The organism is Streptomyces sp. NPDC018833 (genome assembly GCF_044390825.1).
In the GTDB taxonomy this organism is placed as follows: domain Bacteria; phylum Actinomycetota; class Actinomycetes; order Streptomycetales; family Streptomycetaceae; genus Streptomyces.
The window spans coordinates 27,104-44,559 of sequence record NZ_JBIRZM010000017.1 but is presented as its reverse complement, the minus strand read 5'-3'; the positions used below and the strand labels follow the sequence as shown (position 1 = coordinate 44,559).

The following is a 17,456-nucleotide window of genomic DNA, read 5'->3' as shown; positions in this document are numbered from 1 at the left end:
GGCGTAAGCCTCATGCAATGCCAGGGCTTCCTGCCCAACAATTCCCGCACTGGTTCTGTCGGGCGCGGACGCGATCAAATCTTCTACTCCAGCAAAACGGCCTGACGGCGCGCGGTCGGGCCGTCGGTCCACCTCTCCTGTCTTCGCCCCGCGGTTGGCCGATGGCCCGGTCGGCGCCCCAGACGGCAGCGCCGATGACCGCCAAGGCGCCGCGCGCGGCGAGCTACTCCGGCTTGCGCTCGGGTGCTGGTCAACATCAGTTATTCGACAACCACGGGCCCTATCCGAGCGCCCTCCAGGAGCTGTGGCGAGACGTGTTCACGCAGTGGTTCCCCTCGAACCCGTACACGAGCCGGACAGGTCCAGAGCTCCTGCGGACACAGCCGGTGGAGATCGGTGCGGAGACCGACTCCCAGCTGTGGATCCCGGTCGAACGGGGCAGCGGGAGCGCCGGGGCGTGAACACCGGCCCCTGGGCCATGCCCTCCGCGCGTAAGCCCGCCGACGACCTGCGGACAAAGATCAGACGCAACTCACAGCAGCGTTGGGAGTGTCACACAGGCGGTGACGTCGACCGGCACACCACGGCGCTCATGCCCGGCGGGCATCGGCTGGATTCAGCCAGGGAGGTGATGAGGTTTGCGCCGGTTCGAAGAAGGGTCTTCCCGCACCTCTGTACGTCCGTTGCTTGATGGTCTGGTCGTGGCTCCAGCGGCCGGGGCTGACCTTGTCGCGTCCGGCCCGGATCCGCAGGATCGGCCATCGAAGGGGCTTCTTGATGGCGCGGGCGGCTTCTCTTGGTCCGGGGCGGTAGTAGCAGGGTGCGGGCCTCCTGGGCCGCCTCGGACCAGGCCCGTGGTCCAGCAGCGTGGTGGTCCCCAGGTGCACCTCCTTGTGGACTCCGGCGTCCACCGCGGCGACCTGCTCGTCCGTCACCGCCCTGGGCACGCCACTCCGTGGCATGTCGCCCCGGCCGGCGATCCGGTTCTGCACGAACCGGGCACGTCGAATACCCACCTTAATCAGCCGAGTTGAGTAGCCACGTCCTTGCTCGAGGCACCTTCGGCGCAAGCCAGGATGATCCGGCATCTCAGGGCCAACTCCTGCGGCGTGCAACGACGCCGTCCCCACCCTTCCAATGCGGCCCGTTCCTCACCCGACGGCGGCCGCCCCGTCCGCGCCATTGAGCAAGCCTGCACATCTGAACAGAATTCCTGACTCAGAAGACCAGTGGCCGTCGGTGCACGTCACTTCACCGCCAACGCGTGTGCAATAGAACACGGTTGCGAACTGTGAAGATCCTGGTAGTTTCCTGTGTGACCAGCGGGGGAACGCGTGTTTTATGGTGTCATCCCCCGTTTTATACAGCTTCAAGGGGGGATTTCTGCATGCTTGCGAAGATCGCGATCCGCTCCGTGGTTGCCACAGCTGCCCTGACGTTAGTCGGAACGGCGGTGCCGGGCCATGCGATGGCCGCCAGCAGCACCCCGCTGCCTCGAGCGGCGGGCATCGAGGCCGGTGAACTCACCTTCGCGCCGAATGCGTCGGCCACGACCCGTTCCATGGTGGCGGCGAACCCGACGGCCGCCGCGAGGGCCGCGACGGTGTGCGGCACCAATTACACGAAGGTCATCACCGCGCAGCGGCTGCCGAGCGACTCCGCCCGGTACGCGACCGTGTACGTGTACACCGACGGCACCACCACCGGGCCTCGGTTCTACGACAAGCCGACCTGCGGCGTCTTGTTCAACGAGACCGGCTCCGCCCAGTACATGGGGATCCGGCTGAAGGACAACTACACCTCCACCGCCGACGACGAGGACTTTGGCACGTACAGCACGTACGCGGGCCCGGTGCGCCAGAAGAAGGGCTACTGCGGCGAGGTCTACTCGTACATGAAGAAGGGCGGGAGGGTTGTCATCGACAACCTCTCCGGGGTCGGCTCCTGCAACTGACAGCAGCCATCTCACTCATCGTCGGGCCCGGGGCTCGATGATCCTGGCGCGTCCGCTCTGTCCCGGCGCTCCGGTTTGATCCCACCTGCCGGGCGCGTCCTCGCTCACGTCGAGTTCGCCCGCGCACGCACCCGCATCGAGCCCCGAGCTCGCCCACACAGCTCACACTCCTCGCCCCGCTGCCGCATGTCCGGCGGCGGGGCGCTCCGCCGCGCCCGCATGCCGTGTGGCTGCGGCCGACTCACTGCGAAGGTAGAGAAGTTGAAACGCGACTTACGGCGGTATGTGCGCATACCCCTGACGACGGCACTCGCGATGTCGCTGTCGGCGGGTACCGCCACGACCCAGGCGAACGCGCAGACCGCATTACCCACGCCCCCCGGCGCTGCTGACGGGTGGTCGGCGTCGACCATCCGCGACCCGGGTTCACAGTCCGGCGACCGGCCCAGCGCCGTCCCTGCAGACAAGCGCTCAGCTGTCCTCGGCACGGGTTACCGGCAGTCGTCCGACCAGGCATTCACCACCTCCGGTGACGGAACCGGGTTCCACCTCCTGATCGCGGACAAGAAGGACGGATACGCCTGGAGGACGGCCGCGACGCTGTCGGAACCGGGCTTCGATGTCGACTCGTGGATCGGCAACGCCTGCCTGACCGAGTCCGGAAAGTACGCGGCTGTCGCCTACGCGCCACGCACCTTCACCAACAAGCCCGAACTGATGACGCGCGGAGCGTTCACCGCCGTCGTCAACCTGGCCGACGGAAGCATCACCAAGCTGCCCCTGCAGGCCACGCTGGGCTACTTCTCCCCCGGCTGCGGCCGGGGCAACCAGGCTGTGTTCACCGCGCTGACCGACGACAGGTCGGCAAAGAATCAGACCCGCCTGGTCACGGTCGACGCCAGGACGGGGAACGTCGCAACCAAGCAGACGGTCACCGGACAGGTCACCTCCGCCGTTCCCACCGCTCAGGGCATCGTGGCCGCCACCGGGAACCACATCGTGACCGTCAAGGACAACAAGGTCCGGGCGGTCGCGACGACAAAGTCCTGGCCCTTCCAGCTCAAGGCCGACGCCAACGGCGGCGTCACCTTCATCGACGCAGCCCCCGGATCCCCGACGGCGCGCGCTGCCGTGGCAGCCGAGACCACCGCCACGGTCTCCCACGTCACCGCCAACCAGATCAGAAAGGCCGACGGCAAGAGCAAGCCCTCCGGTCTTGCCCGGGGCAGGCTCGACGAGTTCGACCTCACCTCCACCCCTTCGGGTGAGGTGTTTGTGACCGGCAAGGCCGCCTCCACTTCGCGCGCCACGGGCGGTGTGCTGCGCAACCCCGGTGGCATCGAGAAGGACGCACGTGTATCCAGCCAGGGCCAGGCCGTCGTCACCTCGCGTTGGGCCGACGGCAAGGACTCCCGGATCCGTCCGCAGGAGGCGCTGGAAGCCCGGACGGTCCGCACGACGCTGAAGACTCTGGACACCCGCAGGTCGGTCGTCCTGGACGTTCCTCCGGCCATGGATCATGTTGGCGGGCAAAAGGAGACGACACAGGGAACACAGACCAGCCCGGTGCTGCTCGCTCAGGGCGCGAAGACCGCGGGTGCGTCGCGAGCGGCAGCGAACGACACCGTCGAAGCCGACCGCTACTGCTCGGTCCCGCGCAACGATCCGAAGAAGCAGGCCTTCCAGCCCACCCCGCGCCAGGTCGAGTGGGCCGTCGACCAGACCATCGTCGGCAAGCTCAACAAGCACGCGACGCGGCCGGCGAACTGGAAGAACACCGGAATGGCGGCCTATGCGCCACAGACGCTCTTCCCGCTGACGCCTCTGGCGGGCGGATCCGGTGAGGACTGGCACGTGCCCGCGCAGGTGATGCTCGGCATCACGGCGCAGGAGTCGAACATGTGGCAGGCCACCCGGCTGGCGGTGCCCGGCGTCACTGCGAACTCGCTGATCGGCAACTTCTACGGCGTCGAGTATGCGGCCAGCGGCCAGCAGCAGGACCCCTGGGCGATCAACTTCGCCGAGGCCGACTGCGGCTACGGCATCACTCAGGTCACCGACGGCATGCGGATGCACGGCAAGGAGAAGAAGGGCGAGCAGCCCAAGACAACGGCGCAGCAGGAAGCCGTCGCGCTGGACTACGCGGCGAACATCGCGGCGGGTGTCAACATCCTCATCGAGAAGTGGAACCTCACCCGCAAGGACGGCATGACCATCAACGAGGGTCATCCGAAGTACATCGAGAACTGGTTCTACGCACTGTGGGCGTACAACTCCGGGTACTACCCCAAGTCGTCGCCGCAGAACGGCAAGTGGGGCGTGGGCTGGACGAACAACCCGGCCAACCCACTGTGGAAGGAGAACAGGACCCCGTTCCTGGAGGACTCCGCGGGCAAGGACGACTACAGCCACGCCGCGCACCCGCAGCACTGGCCGTACGAGGAGAAGGTGATCGGCTGGGCCGCCCGTCCGATCTCCGCGATGTTCAAGCCGGGCGACATGCAGCCGGGCTACCGCGCCGCGTGGTGGAACTCCAACGAGGCCCGGACGTCCGCCAAGCCGCCCATCTTCACCTTCTGCGGCTCGCAGAACACCTGCGTGCCGTCGAAGATCGGCGAAGGCGCCTCCAACGACGACGGCAAGGGCCCGTGCGCGCTGCCCGGTGACCCCTACGACGACAACCCGCTGTACCTGAAGTGCTGGTGGAACCAGTCGGTCAGCTGGAAGAACTGCACCACCGAGGCCCGGTGCGGCAACCCGGTCCACCGGTTCGACGACACCTATCCCGAGCAGCCCGACGAGAATTCCTACCCGCCGCGCTGCAACACCGGCCTGCCGGCCGGGTCCCTGATCGTGGACGACCTGCCCAACGGCACCGTTCCGGCGGGCACCTCGGGACGTACCTGCACGGTGGCTTCGAAGGGTTCCTTCCAGTTCACCTTCGCCGGCGAGGGCGGCAAGTACCCGTCCAAGATCGACCTGCACCAGATCGGGGCGGGCAACAACAACCACTTCTGGATGGGCCACACCCGCTGGCTCGCGACCGCGGACGGCAAGCGGCTGCACGTCTCCGGCAAGTGGACGCTGAGCGGCACCCAGCGCGGATGGATGCGCGTCTTCGTGCACATGCCGGACCACGGCGCCCACACCCGGCAGGCCGCCTACCGGGTCGGCGGCACCGACTCCAAGTCGCCCGTCCGGGCACACCCGCAGCGGATCCGTGCCAACAAGTGGGTCGACCTGGGCGTGTTCAACTTCACCGGCACGCCGACGGTGACCCTCGACACCGACACCCAGGACGGCACCGGGGACGAGGACATCGCCTGGGACTCGGTGGCCTTCCAGCCGCTGTCGGCCAAGCCGAAGGACTTCGTCGTCGCCATGGGCGACTCGTACTCCTCCGGTGAGGGCGCGTCCGAGGGCAACCGGGACTACTACCCGGAGACCAACTACCTCGACGAGCAGAACAGGAAGACCCGCAACGCCTGCCACCGCTCCACCCAGGCCTGGTCGCGCCAGGCGACGATCCCGGGCCGGTCGAAGTCCATCGGCGCCCTGGCCGACAGCTACGGCACCGCCATGGACTACCACCTGATCGCCTGCTCCGGCGCCCGGACCTACAACGTGGTCCACAACGGCCTGGTGCAGTCCAGCGGGGGTGAGAAGCCGCAGATCGACAAGGGCTACCTGGACCAGCACACCACCCTGGTCACCATCTCCATCGGCGGCAACGACGCTCGCTTCGCCGACGTCATCTCGAAGTGCCTGGTCGCGTTCAACGGCGGCAACTGCAAGGACAAGAGCTTCGAGGAGGGCGACGTCGACAAGTCCGTCGGCGGCCGTGACCGCAAGTTCATCGGGCAGCCGCTGGAGAAGGCGGCGGTCGGCATCATCGACGAGATCGTCCGGCCGGACATCACCAAGGTCCTGACGGAGATCGCCGAGAAGGCCCCCAACGCCAAGATCGCGCTGATGGGGTATCCGCCGCTGATCGAGGACAGGGGCGCGTGCCTGAGCATCACGGTCCCGGGCGTCGGCCAGCTCGGTCTGTCCGCGTCTTCCACGGACTGGCTGGGCAGCGTGGCCGACACGCTCGCGGCGGCGATGCAGCAGGCCGTGGACGGCGCCAAGGCCAAGGGCATCAAGGCCTGGTACTCCAATCCGAAGCAGGACTTCGCGGGCAAGGCCGTCTGCGGCGACCCCGAGTCCGTCCACGGCATCGTCAAGACGCTCGTGGACTCGGACCAGCCAGCCCTGGACTACCCGCTCCTCAGCGCCTACGGCCTGTCGGCCCAGTCGTTCCACCCGAAGATCGGCGGCGCCCGCCTCTACGCCGACTCCCTGGAGCGCACCTTCACCGGCATGGGCCTGTAACCCCGCTGCCGTCCTCGGGGGCCCCGCTCGGGCGGGGCCCCACTCCACCCGGAAGGTACACACCGTGATGAGGAAACTTCTGCCCGCCACCGTCGCGAGCGGCGCCGCCGCCCTCGCGCTCGTCGCCCTGGCCGCGGCGCCGGCCTCGGCCGGCACCGCCGACTCGCACTTCGAGGTGGTCTTCCCCGGCAACAAGCCGCAGACCATGTACCACGTCCAGAACACCGCGACCCTCTCCGGCAGCATGACCGGCAAGTCGGTCATGAGCTGGCAGATCATCGACGACCAGGTCGTCGACAACTCGAAGCGGTTCACCAGCTTCAAGATCACGACGCGGATCGAGGAGCGCCTGACCAAGACCACCGAGGACCACGTCGTCACGTCGAAGACATGCGACTGGACCAAGATCGTCAACGCCAACTACTCGTGGTTCGCGGTGGAGCCCGCGAACACCTGCGTCGCGCCGCCAGCGGTCTACGACGGTGAGCTGTGGTGGTCGACGGACGCGACGATCGTCTACGACATCGAGGGTGACGGCAAGGGTGCCATCACCAAGGAACTCCTCGGTTCGCCGCTGGTGCACGGCTGACATCCGCACGACGCCGGGTCCTGAGTGCCCGTACTCAGGACCCGGCCCTTTTTTCGAGGGAAGCTTGTACCCATGACCGACCCGGCCTCTCGACAGCCCTCCGGCCTTCCGCAGTTCCGCGGTGCCAACGTGCCGCCCCCGCGAACCGGACGCCGGTGGCTGCCCCTCGCCGGGGACATCGCCCTGGCCGTCGGGCTGCTCGTCCTCGACGTCATCGGGGCCGTCGCGGCCTTCCTGCTCGGCATCGACTACAGCGGCTGGAAGCCGTTCGATCCCGGCGCGGACAACTCCGACATCACTCTCACCCCCAACTGGCTGTACGTGGGCATCGCCGGCGGCGTCATGCTGCTGACCGCTCCGGTGCTGTACCTGCTCCGGGCCGTCATCAGCACCGGCACGCAGGTGCTCGCCGGCCTCGTCGTGGTGGTCATCGCTGTGGGTGGTGCGCAGATCGACCAGGATCGAGCCACCCGGCCCAGTGCGTCCACCACCAGTGATGCGGCTCCAAAGGGCCGATGACGGTGGACCAGCGTGGCAGCGCTGTACGCCTGGCGCACCGAATCGCCCCGGTCATCAGGCGCTGTGCGGCCCCCGGACCGCCAGTCCGCGTGGAAGAGGTCTTCCTCCGTGCGGTCGCGTGCCGCTGTCCTGGCCGGTGCGTTGATCACTGGTCGGAGGAATGGCAGCCGGTGCCGCCGCACGGATGGGGACGGCAACCAGCTGTACGAGGCCGTCAAGGTCCGGATGGTGCCCGTAGACGCTCAGTTGCGCAGGGCAGAAGAAGCCGAAGTGCCGGCGCAGCAGTACGCCGTCGCGTGCCTCCAGGCTTGCCTCCCCCCGCATTGCACCACCAGTCCCGGCCGCCGTACTACAGCCCATCCTCCTCATCCCCGAGCCCGGTCGTCACAAGGCTTGCTGAGCGGACGCAGCCCGGCAGCCGCAGGCTGTGTGAAGGCATGGCGACCGAGGAAGTCGATGTGGCACATCAGCTCACGTGGGCGGCGATGGTTCGCGCACACACCAGGCACTCGGTATGCGTCGTGTCCACCTCCAGGTCATAGAACACCCCCTCGTGAACCACTTCCGCCTGCGACGCGGCCATCCGCTGGATGCGATCTCCTCGTGCGACCTCACGGCCTGCGGCGACCGCACTCTCACACCTGACACCGACCCACAACACGGCCAATCCGCCCAGAGCCTTCTGCCACCGCTGCTGGGACGCCGCTCCGCCCAGGAAGACGTCATCGATGATGACCCTGGCGCCTGCACGGGCCATCGCCACGACGCCGTCCATCCAGGCCGCCTCCAGCGCCCGGAAGTCCGCCCCGACGCTCACCCGGCCATCCGCCGCGAACTCGATCCCCGACCCACGAGTCTTGACAACTACGCCAGGGAAACCGCGCGTGCCACTTCGTGGTGGCTCTCCGCGGACGCACGGTCAAACCCGTATCCGCCGTGCCGTTTGTCGCGGCGGGCGGTGTCAGCCGTTCGGGAGCTTCCACAGACGCGTGACGTGGCCGCTGTCGGTGGTGGCCAAGCGGCGGCCGTCCGCGCTCAGCGTCAAAGCTTCGATGTCCGCCAGGTGGCCGGTGAGGGGATTACCGATCTGCATTTTCGTCCTCGCCGCGCCCATCTCCCAGACTTCCGCGCGGTCTTCTGACGCGGTCGCGACGCGAGCACCCCGGACGCTCAGCGCGCGCACATCGCGAAAGGGTCCCCATTCCCTGCCGGTTTCCGCCCCTACGATCCAGACGCCTTCTCTGCCGCCCACGGCCAGGCGGCTGCCGTCGGCGTTTACTGCCAACACCAGCGAGTGACGGAGCGGTGTGTCCACCGGATCGCCTGTCTCCGTGTTGAACATCCGCGTTTCCCCTGCGCCCATGACCACCAGCCGTGTGCCGTCCCCACTGAGAATGGCGTGGCTGGGACCTTCGTCGGGGGAGGTCTTCATGTGGGTGACGTCGACCTGTTCTCCAGTGGCCAGGTCCCATGTGCAGACAACGATGACGACGGTGTCCATGCCTCGATCGGAGGTCTTCTGGTAGTTCGCGGTGACAGCCGTGGTTGTGCTGGTCATCGCGACGGCGACAGGAACGTCGCGTTTGGCAGTGCAATCTTTGACAGTGAGTGGGTTTCCGATCTCGTCGGCGGTGTCGGTGTTCCACCGCCTCATCCCGTCATCGCCGATCGTGGTGACGACGGCGCCGTCCGGGCTGAAGGCCATCATGCCGACGCCGCCGACCAGAGTGGCCTGTGAGGAGTCCTCAGGCAGGGCCTGCGCCAGCGTCAGCCATGCCGCCAGCAACACGGCCACCACTCCCGCTACCCGGATGCGGCGCCGCCGCTGGGCGGCTCGGGCTATCGCGGTTGGCGAGCGGTCTTCAGCGAGTGACCGGCTTGTCAGCCGTTCCTGGAGGCGCATGTGCCGGAACTGGTAGGTGCCCCCGTGCTGGCGCAGCAGCTGTCGTTCCCTGGCCTCGGCTAGGAACCGCATCAGCCGCCAGGGCAGATGCCCACGCACCGCCACCACGAGCCGCACCAGCAGGAACCGTGGCCAGGCTCGGGTCAGCAGGGTGAGCAGGGCGAAGACGATGCCGGGCAGCACGATGACCCCCCCGAACGTCAGCGGATCGGTGAGGTCGGGTGCGGACGTGCCGGCGAGGTCGGCGATCACATCGACCAGCGAGGGTTCGTTCGACCAGCCGGTGACCGCCAGCAACCCGAGGAACCCGGCGGACAGGCCGACCATCAGCATCGGTACTCCGATGAGGCCCAGCACCAGCCCTGCGGTTGAGGCGCCCAGGAGGGATGAGCGCCGGTCCTGCTCGAGGAAGCCCAGCGGGCTAGCGCCCGTGGACCGCTTGGATGGCGCATCGAGCCAGCTGTGGACGGCCAGGGCCAGGCCGACGACCGCGGCCATGGACGCCAACGCTGTCACTGTCATGAAGCTCTCGGCAATACGAGCGGTGGACCAGCCTGTTGTGACGGAGGTCGCGGCCATGCCGACCATCAGGAACGGCAGAAGCGGGATCGCACTCAGCGCCACTCCGGTGGCGAAGCCACGGCTGAGCCGGCCCAGGGAACCGCGTACGGCAAAGGACAGCCGTCCCGGTGGTCTGTCAGGAGCGGCGTACCAGATGATCATGGCCACGATGGCGAAGCCGCTGCCAACGGTCGCGCCGACCTCGAAAAGCTCGCCGTCGAGCTCGTCCTGGGTGTCGAGAACAGGTAGGAACAAGAGTACGGCCGTCATCACCAGCGTCCCCGATCCGATGCCGACCAGCGGCCCGGCCCATCGGGACAGCAGCCGGTGGCTCATCAGCCACCAGGCCAGATCGTGCTCGCGGCTGCGGTGAAGGTACTTGGCCAGGTACGTCAGCCAGCGCTCGGCTCGCTCCGCGTGCGCCTTCCAGTCCGAGCCGTCGGCCTGCTGATCCGGAGCGGCAGGCCCCGGAGCGTAGGCCGCTGTGACCACGAGGTCGGTCAGGTGGTCCTCGACCGCGTGTCGGCTGGCGAACTCGAGGAGTTCGTTGGGACTCCTGCCACAGCGCTGGTAGACCGTCCGCGCCAGGGAAATCATCAGCGGAGTGGACAGCGCCTTGGACAGCGGGCTGTCGGGCTCGGTGACGAGACGGTCTTGGACCGGCTCCCAGGTCGTGCTGGCGGGCCACGCGACGTCATCCAGGTACACGATGGCATCATGCGGCGGTACCGGTTCCACTTCTACCACCGGTGCCCTGAGCAGCACGGGCGCACCCCCGGTGATCACATCCTCGTACTCCTCAGACCGGCAGGTGAGCACGATGCCGCGGCCGTCGCCGCACGCGCGGTCGATGGCCCGGACGGCGCTGCGGCGAGCCGTTTCCGGAACTTCGTCCAGGCCGTCCAGGACCGGCAGCAGAAGGCCTTGGGTGAGCAGGCGCCGTGGGATCTCGGGGCGTCCGTTGTAATTCGACGTGGCCAGAGTGTCGACGATCCAGTCGTCCAGCGACTCGCCGACGGGATCCCATGTCGACATGGCCAGCACCACCGGCACCGTGCCACCCGCGGGCCGGGTGGTGTCATCCAGCAGCCCGAGGGTAAGCATGATCGCGAGGACGGTCTTCCCTGCTCCAGGCTCCCCCAGGATCACCAGCCGCCCGCTGGGCACCTGCCGGTATGCGTGGGCGAGTTGACTGACGCACTCGTCGAAGCGACCGTCCAGCCGTCCGCTGAGGGACAGCCGTAGAATCCTCGCGCCCGTCGTGCCGGTGATCGAGTCCGGGCTGTCGGCGACTGGGCGTTCGGTTGCGGACCAGGCCACAGGTATCACCCGTGGGTTGCGCAGACTGCGGGCGGTGACCTCCTCCGTCCACTGCTCGCGGACGGTCATGGCCAGATTATCCGCCAGTTCGCCGACGGGCGGTGGCGGGGAAGGCGCAGGGAGAAGCTGGGCAAGCGACACCGCCAGCGCGGCGATGGCGATGAACAGCCCCGCCACACCGACGGTTTCTTCCGTGATCTCGTCACGGGCAACGGCCAGCCACACCGCGAGCCCGAGGGACAGTACGGCCAGCACGGCGAAGAGGATCCTGCGCATGCGCTGCATCGGCACGCGATCGGTTAGGCGAGACACCCAGGAATGATGTCGGATGTCATGCTTCGTGTACTGAAGACCGCCCAAATCATGAAAGCACGTGTAGCGAAGCCGTATCGCCCATACGATGTGGTGGCGCGGTGCAGGAAGAATCAGCGTCGTGACCACGACGGCCTCCCCTTGACCGCTGCACAGGCCGCCTACGAGGGCTCATGCTGCGGAGCGTCATGACGGCCGTCAGCAGGGCGAGGAAAGGTCCGGCCACCATTCTGGGGTGCTCAGCGGCGGTCGCCTTCAGGACTGGGCTGTGGTCCAGCACCAACCGGCAGTACGAGGCCCAGTCCTCCTCGGATTCGTTGTCCGGGATACGCCTGGTCACCTGCACCCGGCTGTCCAACACATCCGCGAGCATCTCGGCAAAGATCAGGACGCGCTCACGCTCCGGCCCCCCGGCACCGGGCAAGGGCCTGGCCTCGTAGAAGTAGTCGCGCATCCCGGGGTACTCCAAGGATTTTCCGCATGCCCTGGATGGTGTAGGTCAGGTGGAAACGTCGGCCGATCACGGTCTTGACCCGGGACAGCGTCCACCGTTGGTCCTCCCAGCCGTGCGCGGCCGACCCCTTGGCCAGCTCCGCCTCCAGCTGTGCGAACTGCTGCTCACTCAGCCTCGGCAGTGACGCCGGCCCCTGCGACCGCAGAACCCGCGGACCGCCCTCGTCCCACGCCTGCCGCCATCGCTGCACCGACCGGACGCTGACGCGCAGCTCCTTGGCGATCAGCGAACTCGCCTCACCCCGGGCGAACCGCTCGGCCGCCTTGAGCCGTAACTCCTCGCGGCACTGCTGCCGTTCGGCGGTCAACCCGCCTCCCTGTGGATACCGCATGCTCTCGGTGATACCGCAGGACCCACGAGCCGTCAGCCCCTACGACTCCACGAGTTCAACCTCAGTAGGTAAGCCATCAGACCCAAGAGACTCCCTCCAAATTCTTCCCGACTGACTCGGGATACGACAAGGCGCCTCATGGCGCACTGCCACCGGTCGGCGACCTGCACCGCGTCGGGCAGGGCGCGGCGGATGGCCTCGGCGTAGGTGGCTGAGCCGTCGCGGCACACGACCTCGATGCCCGGATGTTCGCGTAGCCACGCTTCCAGCGTGTCTGCCGTGCGGTCAGGCAGCACGTCGATCCGCTCATGGGTCTCTGCGTCGATCATCCCGGTGGCGTAGCGGTGCCGCCGGCGCAGGGCGAAGTCGTCGACGCCGATCACGCGGGGCACCCGCCCGGTGGGCAGCGGGACGCGCAGCAGGATGCGCGCGAGGTCGCCGAGGCCGTCGCCTGGCTGCTCTCGCCCGCCTCCTCCTTCGTCAACGGAGCCGTCCTCACCGTCGACGGCGGTGTGACCGCCCTCGACCCCGGCACACTCGCCTTCGACTTCCGGATCGAACCACGGGCACCGCACGCCTGACGCCTGGTCAGGGGTTCCGTCGAAGCCGTGCCGAAAGGTGGTGTTGCAGCGGCTGACCGACCGCCGCGAGTTCATGGACGAAGTCGAGCGTGTCCTCGTCCGTCACGGTGTAGCGGCGGCGGGTGGCGTTCACCTCCTTGGCCGTGGGAGCGAGAGCCACCTCGTGGGTGCTGAGGTCGACCGTGCCGGCGTCGGCGCTGCCGACCAGGATCTCCGCGACGCCGGTGGGCTGGGTGATCAACGCCTCGACCCGCCCCTCGGGTTGGAGCCGCCACCAGCCACTCTCCCGGGCCGACGGCCGCAGCGGGGTACCGTCCGCATCGAGCAGCCAGGCGCGCGCCTCATAGTGGAGAAAGGGCCGCCCGTCGTGGCGGAAGGTGACTTCCTGCGCGTACGTGAACTCCTCGTCGAGGGTCGGATATCCGCCCCGGCCCCGGCCGGCCCAGGTACCCAGCAGCCCGATCACCGGCGCGAGCAGTGCGTGCGGTGCGGGTGCGTCGTCCGGGCGCAGGGCGTCGGGATACGGGGGCTTCCAGTCGGGGTCGAACATGAGGTGCGCTCCTGGGTCGAGGCCGGTGCCGGACGGCAGCTTAGGCGGACGCGCGGACCGGCCGGGCGTAGGCTTCGCTCAGCATGAACGCGGCGCGCGGGGGGCGGAGTACATGACGGCTGAGCCGGCACACAGGTGGGCATCGACCCTCGATTCGGTCGTGGTGTACGCGCAGGGCGCGGTCTGCCGCCGCCTGGCCCGCGGCAGCGTGCCGCCCGACGGCCGGGTACGGGTGACGGGACTGCCCCGCTCGCTGGACCCCGATTCGCTGCGAGCCCATGTCCTGGGCGCCCCCGGGGTGCGCGTCACCGAGGCCCGGATGGAAGTCGAGGCCGAGCCGCTCGGCACGGGCACGCCCGACGAGCTGCGGCGCGAGGTCGAGCTGCTGCGCGACGCGTACGCTGCGGCGCAGGGACGCCGGGACCGACAGTTGAGCCTGATCGAGGAGGTCAGGGCCATCCACCCGGTCCCCCCTGCGCGCAGGCGCGAGGACCCGCACCGCCGCACCCCGGTCGACGCGTGGCTGGAACTCGCCGACTTCGTCGACGAGCGGCTTACGGGACTGCACACCCGTCTCGTCGAGCTCGAGGAGGCGCTGCGCACCGTCGAGCACGAGCTCACCGTCGCCGCCGACAGGCTGGGCCGCGCCTCCACCGACGCACCGTCAGCGCATGTGGAGACCACGGTCTGCGCGGTTTTGACCCTCGACGGCACGGGGGACGCGGAGGTGGAGCTGGAGCTGGAATACGGGGTGCCGGGTGCCGTCTGGGTGCCGGCCTACCGTCTCACTCACCGACAGGGCGACGGCAGCGGCCGTCTCGTGCTGCGCGCCTCGGTCGTCCAGCGGACCGGCGAGGACTGGACCGGCGTGCGCATCGCCCTGGCCACCGCCGATCTTCGGCGGCGCACCGACCTGCCGAGGCTCCGCTCGATCCGGATCGGACGCAGTCAGCCCGCTCCCGCGCCTTCTGGCTGGCGCGAGCCCCCGGCCAAGCTCGGCGACCTGTTCGCCGGCTACGACGCGGCAGGCCCTGGCCCAGCCACGACCGCCGCGCCCGTGGCTGTCGCGGCCGGCTCCGCGCCCGGTCCCGTTCCGCCACCGCCGCCTGGGCCGGCACCGCAGAGTTACGGCGGTCCGCCCGGAGCGCTCCCGGTGCCCGGCGGAGAGTACGGCGCTCCCCCGGAGGCCTCCGGCGGAGGTATACCCGACCTCGCGCGGACAGCCCGGTCGCGACCGGCCAGCAGGCCGGGTGCCGGCGGCAGGTCCTTCGCGAGTGCCCCCGCCGCCATGACGCCCGCGGCTCCTGGCCGGGCTGCGCCGCCACCCCCTCCGGCACCGGTGCCGGGTCCGCCGCAGCCGAGCGGCGCCGAGCTCGACTACGCCGCGCTCGTCCTTCGCGGCCCCGACGAGCAGGGCGGTCGCAGAGGCCGGCTGTTTCCCGACTCTCCCTTCGACCCGGTGGCGGCCGAGCACCGCCGCCGCGCGGAAGCGGTGGCCGCGCTGCCGCTGCCCGGCCACGCCGTGCGGCCCCGCGAATCGGCGGGTTCCTTCGACCACCGCTTCGATGCCGCCGCCCGCGCCGACATACCGTCGGACGGGACCTGGCACACCGTCACCGTCGGCGAGATCCCGGTCGGCCTGCGCACCGAGTACCTCTGCGTGCCGTCCGTGGAGCAGACCGTGTACGCGACCTTGGTGCTCTCCAACGCAACTGACCAGGCACTCCTGGCCGGCCCGGTCGAGGTCACCGTCGACGACGACTTCCTGCTGACCGCCGCACTGCCCACGCTCGCCCCCGGCGGTGTCCGCCGGGTGGGGCTCGGGCCGGCCGAGGGCATCCGGGTCACCCGCCGTACGAACCTGCACGAGTCGGCTTCGGGCCTGCGCAACAACACCACCGTGCTCGACCACCGCGTCCACGTGGAGCTGGCCAACCGGCTCGCGCGGCCCGTCACCGTCGAAGTCCACGAGCGGGTGCCGGTCACCTCCGAACCGGACGTCCGGATCGAGGAACGGGCCGACTGGACGACACCCGGGGAAGGCACGGGGCCCGACCGCCATGCGCCGGGCACCCGCCTCTGGCGGCTGGAGCTGCCCGCAGGCACCACCGCCGCCCTCGACGGCGGCTACGAGATCCGCATCCCGACCGGCAAGGCCCTGGTCGGCGGCAACCGCAGGAGCTGACACCCGCCATGTCCACGGCCCCTAAGCCGATCGCCCTCCCCGTCACCGCCGTCACATGCCTTGAGGACCGCGCCCACATCGAGCGCACCGTCGTGCTCGACCTGGAGGCCGGGGTCCAGCGGCTGCGTCTCGGACCGGTCAGTGCGCTGGCCGTCGACCGGACCCTGCACGCAGAGCTGACGGCCGATCATCCCGCGACCGTGCTCGACGTACGGATCGTCCGCAGCTGGACGCCGCGCGGGCCGCTGCCGTCCGCCGACGACGACTCCGCCCTGCGCCACCGCATACACGCCCTCGAAGAGGAGCGACCGGCCCTGGGGCGGCGACGCGACCGGCTGCATGCCCGCCTTGACCTGCTCGGCCGCCTCGCCGCCGATCTGCTGCGGGAGATCGGCGAAGGCGCCGGCTCCGGGGAGAGCGAACGGTCCCGCTGGCACCGCGAACTGGACCGGGTGGACGAGGAGCGCGACGCGTACGGCGAGCAACTTCGTACCGTGGAGGCCCGGCTGGCCGTCCTCGCTGCCGAACTCGAGGAAGCCCAGCGGGCCATGCACCTCTCCGAGGAGGAGCCCGCCGAGCTGGTCGGTCATATCGAGTTGACCGTGGAGGCCGCGGTCGCCGGGCCGGTCGGGCTGCGCCTGAGCCACCTCACCCCGTGTGCGCTGTGGCGGCCCGCCTACCGGGCGGTGCTCGATGGGGACTCCCTGACGCTGGAGACCGACGCGATGGTCTGGCAGCGCACCGGTGAGGACTGGTCGGGTGTACGGCTGACCTTGTCGACGGCCCGCTCGGCGTTGGCCACCGATCCGCCACGGCTGGGCGAGGACCGGCTGACGCTCAAGGACCGCTCCGCAGCGGAGCGCCGCACGGTCGACGTCGAACTGCGCGAGGAGGAGATCGGGGCACTCGGCCCGGCCCCGGTACTCGGCCTGCCGGGGGTGAACGACGGCGGCGAGGTGCGGGTGCTGCGATCCCCCGCGCCGGTCTCGGTGCCCGGTGACGGCCGCGCCCACCGTGTGCCGCTCTCCGCGTTCACCACGGCCGCGCACAGTGCGTACGCCTGCTCACCGGAATTGTCCCCCCTGGTCACCCAGGTGGTGCGGTTCGACAACCTGTCCGGCCACGCGCTGCTCGCCGGGCCCGTGGACCTGGTCCGTGGCAGCGGATTCAGCGGCCGCGGCACACTGGACTTCACCGCCCCCGGCGCCCCCGTCGAGCTGGCCTTCGGCAGCTGCGACGACTACAGGGTGGTCCGGCATGCCGAGGAGTCACGAGACACCGCTGGGATCACCCAGCGGACCGTGGTCACCCGCACGGTCCGGCTGCACCTGTCCCGGTTCTCCGCCCCCGGGGAGCACGGCGAGCGGGTGGTCGTCCTTCGGGAGCGGATCCCGGTCTCCGAGGTCTCGGCGGTGGAGATACGCCTGCACAAGGATGCGTGCTCCCCGGCGCCCGACGTGGTCGATGCCGAGGGCATCGCCCGCTGGGACGTCGCCCTCCCACCCGGCAGCCGCCGCACGGTCACCCTGGTCTACGAGCTGTCGGCGAGTGCCAAAGTCACCGGACTCTGAGCCCGGCCTGATCGGAGAAAGGCTGGTGTGGGGCCCTCCGTTCAATACGGACGAGGCGGCCCTGTGGCGGCCGTTCACCGGCTGACCTGAGCAACGAAGAAGGGCGGACAGGCCGTTGCCTGTCCGCCCCTTCGTGGTGCTTGGCGTCAGGTGGTGCTCAGACCTTGCGCCAGGTGCAGGTCACCGCGATAG

General features: G+C 69.3%; 9 protein-coding genes and 4 pseudogenes. 8 read left to right on the top strand and 5 right to left on the bottom strand.

Annotated elements, in window-relative coordinates; translation table 11 throughout:
- Positions 1–245 precede the first annotated feature (245 nt).
- The 5 genes and pseudogenes from ACH5AF_RS28270 to ACH5AF_RS28250 all read left to right on the top strand — a co-directional run.
- A pseudogene (locus tag ACH5AF_RS28270) lies at positions 246–461 on the top strand (GyrI-like domain-containing protein); the annotation flags it as partial.
- Positions 462–1,387: 926 nt separating this feature from the next.
- Positions 1,388–1,954: a hypothetical protein gene (locus ACH5AF_RS28265; protein ID WP_398905410.1), complete on the top strand. Its 567-nt coding sequence runs from the start codon at positions 1,388–1,390 to the stop codon at positions 1,952–1,954.
- Between the two features lie 261 nt (positions 1,955–2,215).
- Positions 2,216–6,328: an SGNH/GDSL hydrolase family protein gene (locus ACH5AF_RS28260; RefSeq protein WP_398905409.1), complete on the top strand. Its 4,113-nt coding sequence runs from the start codon at positions 2,216–2,218 to the stop codon at positions 6,326–6,328.
- 67 nt (positions 6,329–6,395) lie between these two features.
- The gene (locus ACH5AF_RS28255; RefSeq protein ID WP_398905407.1) at positions 6,396–6,917 is read left to right on the top strand and encodes a hypothetical protein; all 522 of its coding nucleotides are present in this window, start codon (positions 6,396–6,398) and stop codon (positions 6,915–6,917) included.
- A 72-nt stretch (positions 6,918–6,989) separates the two neighbouring features.
- Positions 6,990–7,436: a DUF6234 family protein gene (locus tag ACH5AF_RS28250; protein ID WP_398905406.1), complete on the top strand. Its 447-nt coding sequence runs from the start codon at positions 6,990–6,992 to the stop codon at positions 7,434–7,436.
- A 466-nt stretch (positions 7,437–7,902) separates the two neighbouring features.
- Here the strand turns inward: ACH5AF_RS28250 and ACH5AF_RS28245 are convergent.
- From ACH5AF_RS28245 to ACH5AF_RS28230, 4 genes and pseudogenes are all read right to left on the bottom strand, one after another.
- Positions 7,903–8,280 (bottom strand): annotated as a pseudogene (locus ACH5AF_RS28245) (chloramphenicol phosphotransferase); the annotation flags it as partial.
- A gap of 117 nt (positions 8,281–8,397) precedes the next feature.
- Positions 8,398–11,661 (bottom strand): hypothetical protein, encoded by a 3,264-nt coding sequence (locus tag ACH5AF_RS28240; RefSeq protein WP_398905403.1) that lies wholly within the window; start codon positions 11,659–11,661, stop codon positions 8,398–8,400.
- Positions 11,662–11,927: 266 nt separating this feature from the next.
- Positions 11,928–12,353 carry a helix-turn-helix domain-containing protein gene (locus ACH5AF_RS28235; RefSeq protein ID WP_398905401.1) on the bottom strand — a complete coding sequence of 142 codons (426 nt, stop codon included), beginning with the start codon at positions 12,351–12,353 and terminating at the stop codon, positions 11,928–11,930.
- A gap of 173 nt (positions 12,354–12,526) precedes the next feature.
- A pseudogene (locus tag ACH5AF_RS28230) lies at positions 12,527–12,805 on the bottom strand (transposase); the annotation flags it as partial.
- On the opposite strand from ACH5AF_RS28230, the pseudogene ACH5AF_RS28225 reads away from it, so the two are divergent.
- Positions 12,800–12,958: pseudogene (locus ACH5AF_RS28225) on the top strand (SDR family oxidoreductase); the annotation flags it as partial. The pseudogenes ACH5AF_RS28230 and ACH5AF_RS28225 sit on opposite strands and share 6 nt — an antisense overlap.
- 7 nt (positions 12,959–12,965) lie before the next feature.
- On the opposite strand, the gene ACH5AF_RS28220 reads toward ACH5AF_RS28225, so the two are convergent.
- On the bottom strand, positions 12,966–13,508 hold the full coding sequence (locus ACH5AF_RS28220) for an FABP family protein (protein WP_398905399.1): 543 nt from the start codon (positions 13,506–13,508) through the stop codon (positions 12,966–12,968).
- Positions 13,509–13,620: 112 nt separating this feature from the next.
- Between ACH5AF_RS28220 and ACH5AF_RS28215 the strand changes: the two genes are divergently transcribed.
- Together ACH5AF_RS28215 and ACH5AF_RS28210 are read left to right on the top strand one after the other, a co-directional pair.
- Positions 13,621–15,693: a DUF4139 domain-containing protein gene (locus tag ACH5AF_RS28215; protein ID WP_398905398.1), complete on the top strand. Its 2,073-nt coding sequence runs from the start codon at positions 13,621–13,623 to the stop codon at positions 15,691–15,693.
- Between the two features lie 8 nt (positions 15,694–15,701).
- Positions 15,702–17,264 carry a mucoidy inhibitor MuiA family protein gene (locus ACH5AF_RS28210; RefSeq protein WP_398905397.1) on the top strand — a complete coding sequence of 521 codons (1,563 nt, stop codon included), beginning with the start codon at positions 15,702–15,704 and terminating at the stop codon, positions 17,262–17,264.
- Positions 17,265–17,456 lie beyond the last annotated feature (192 nt).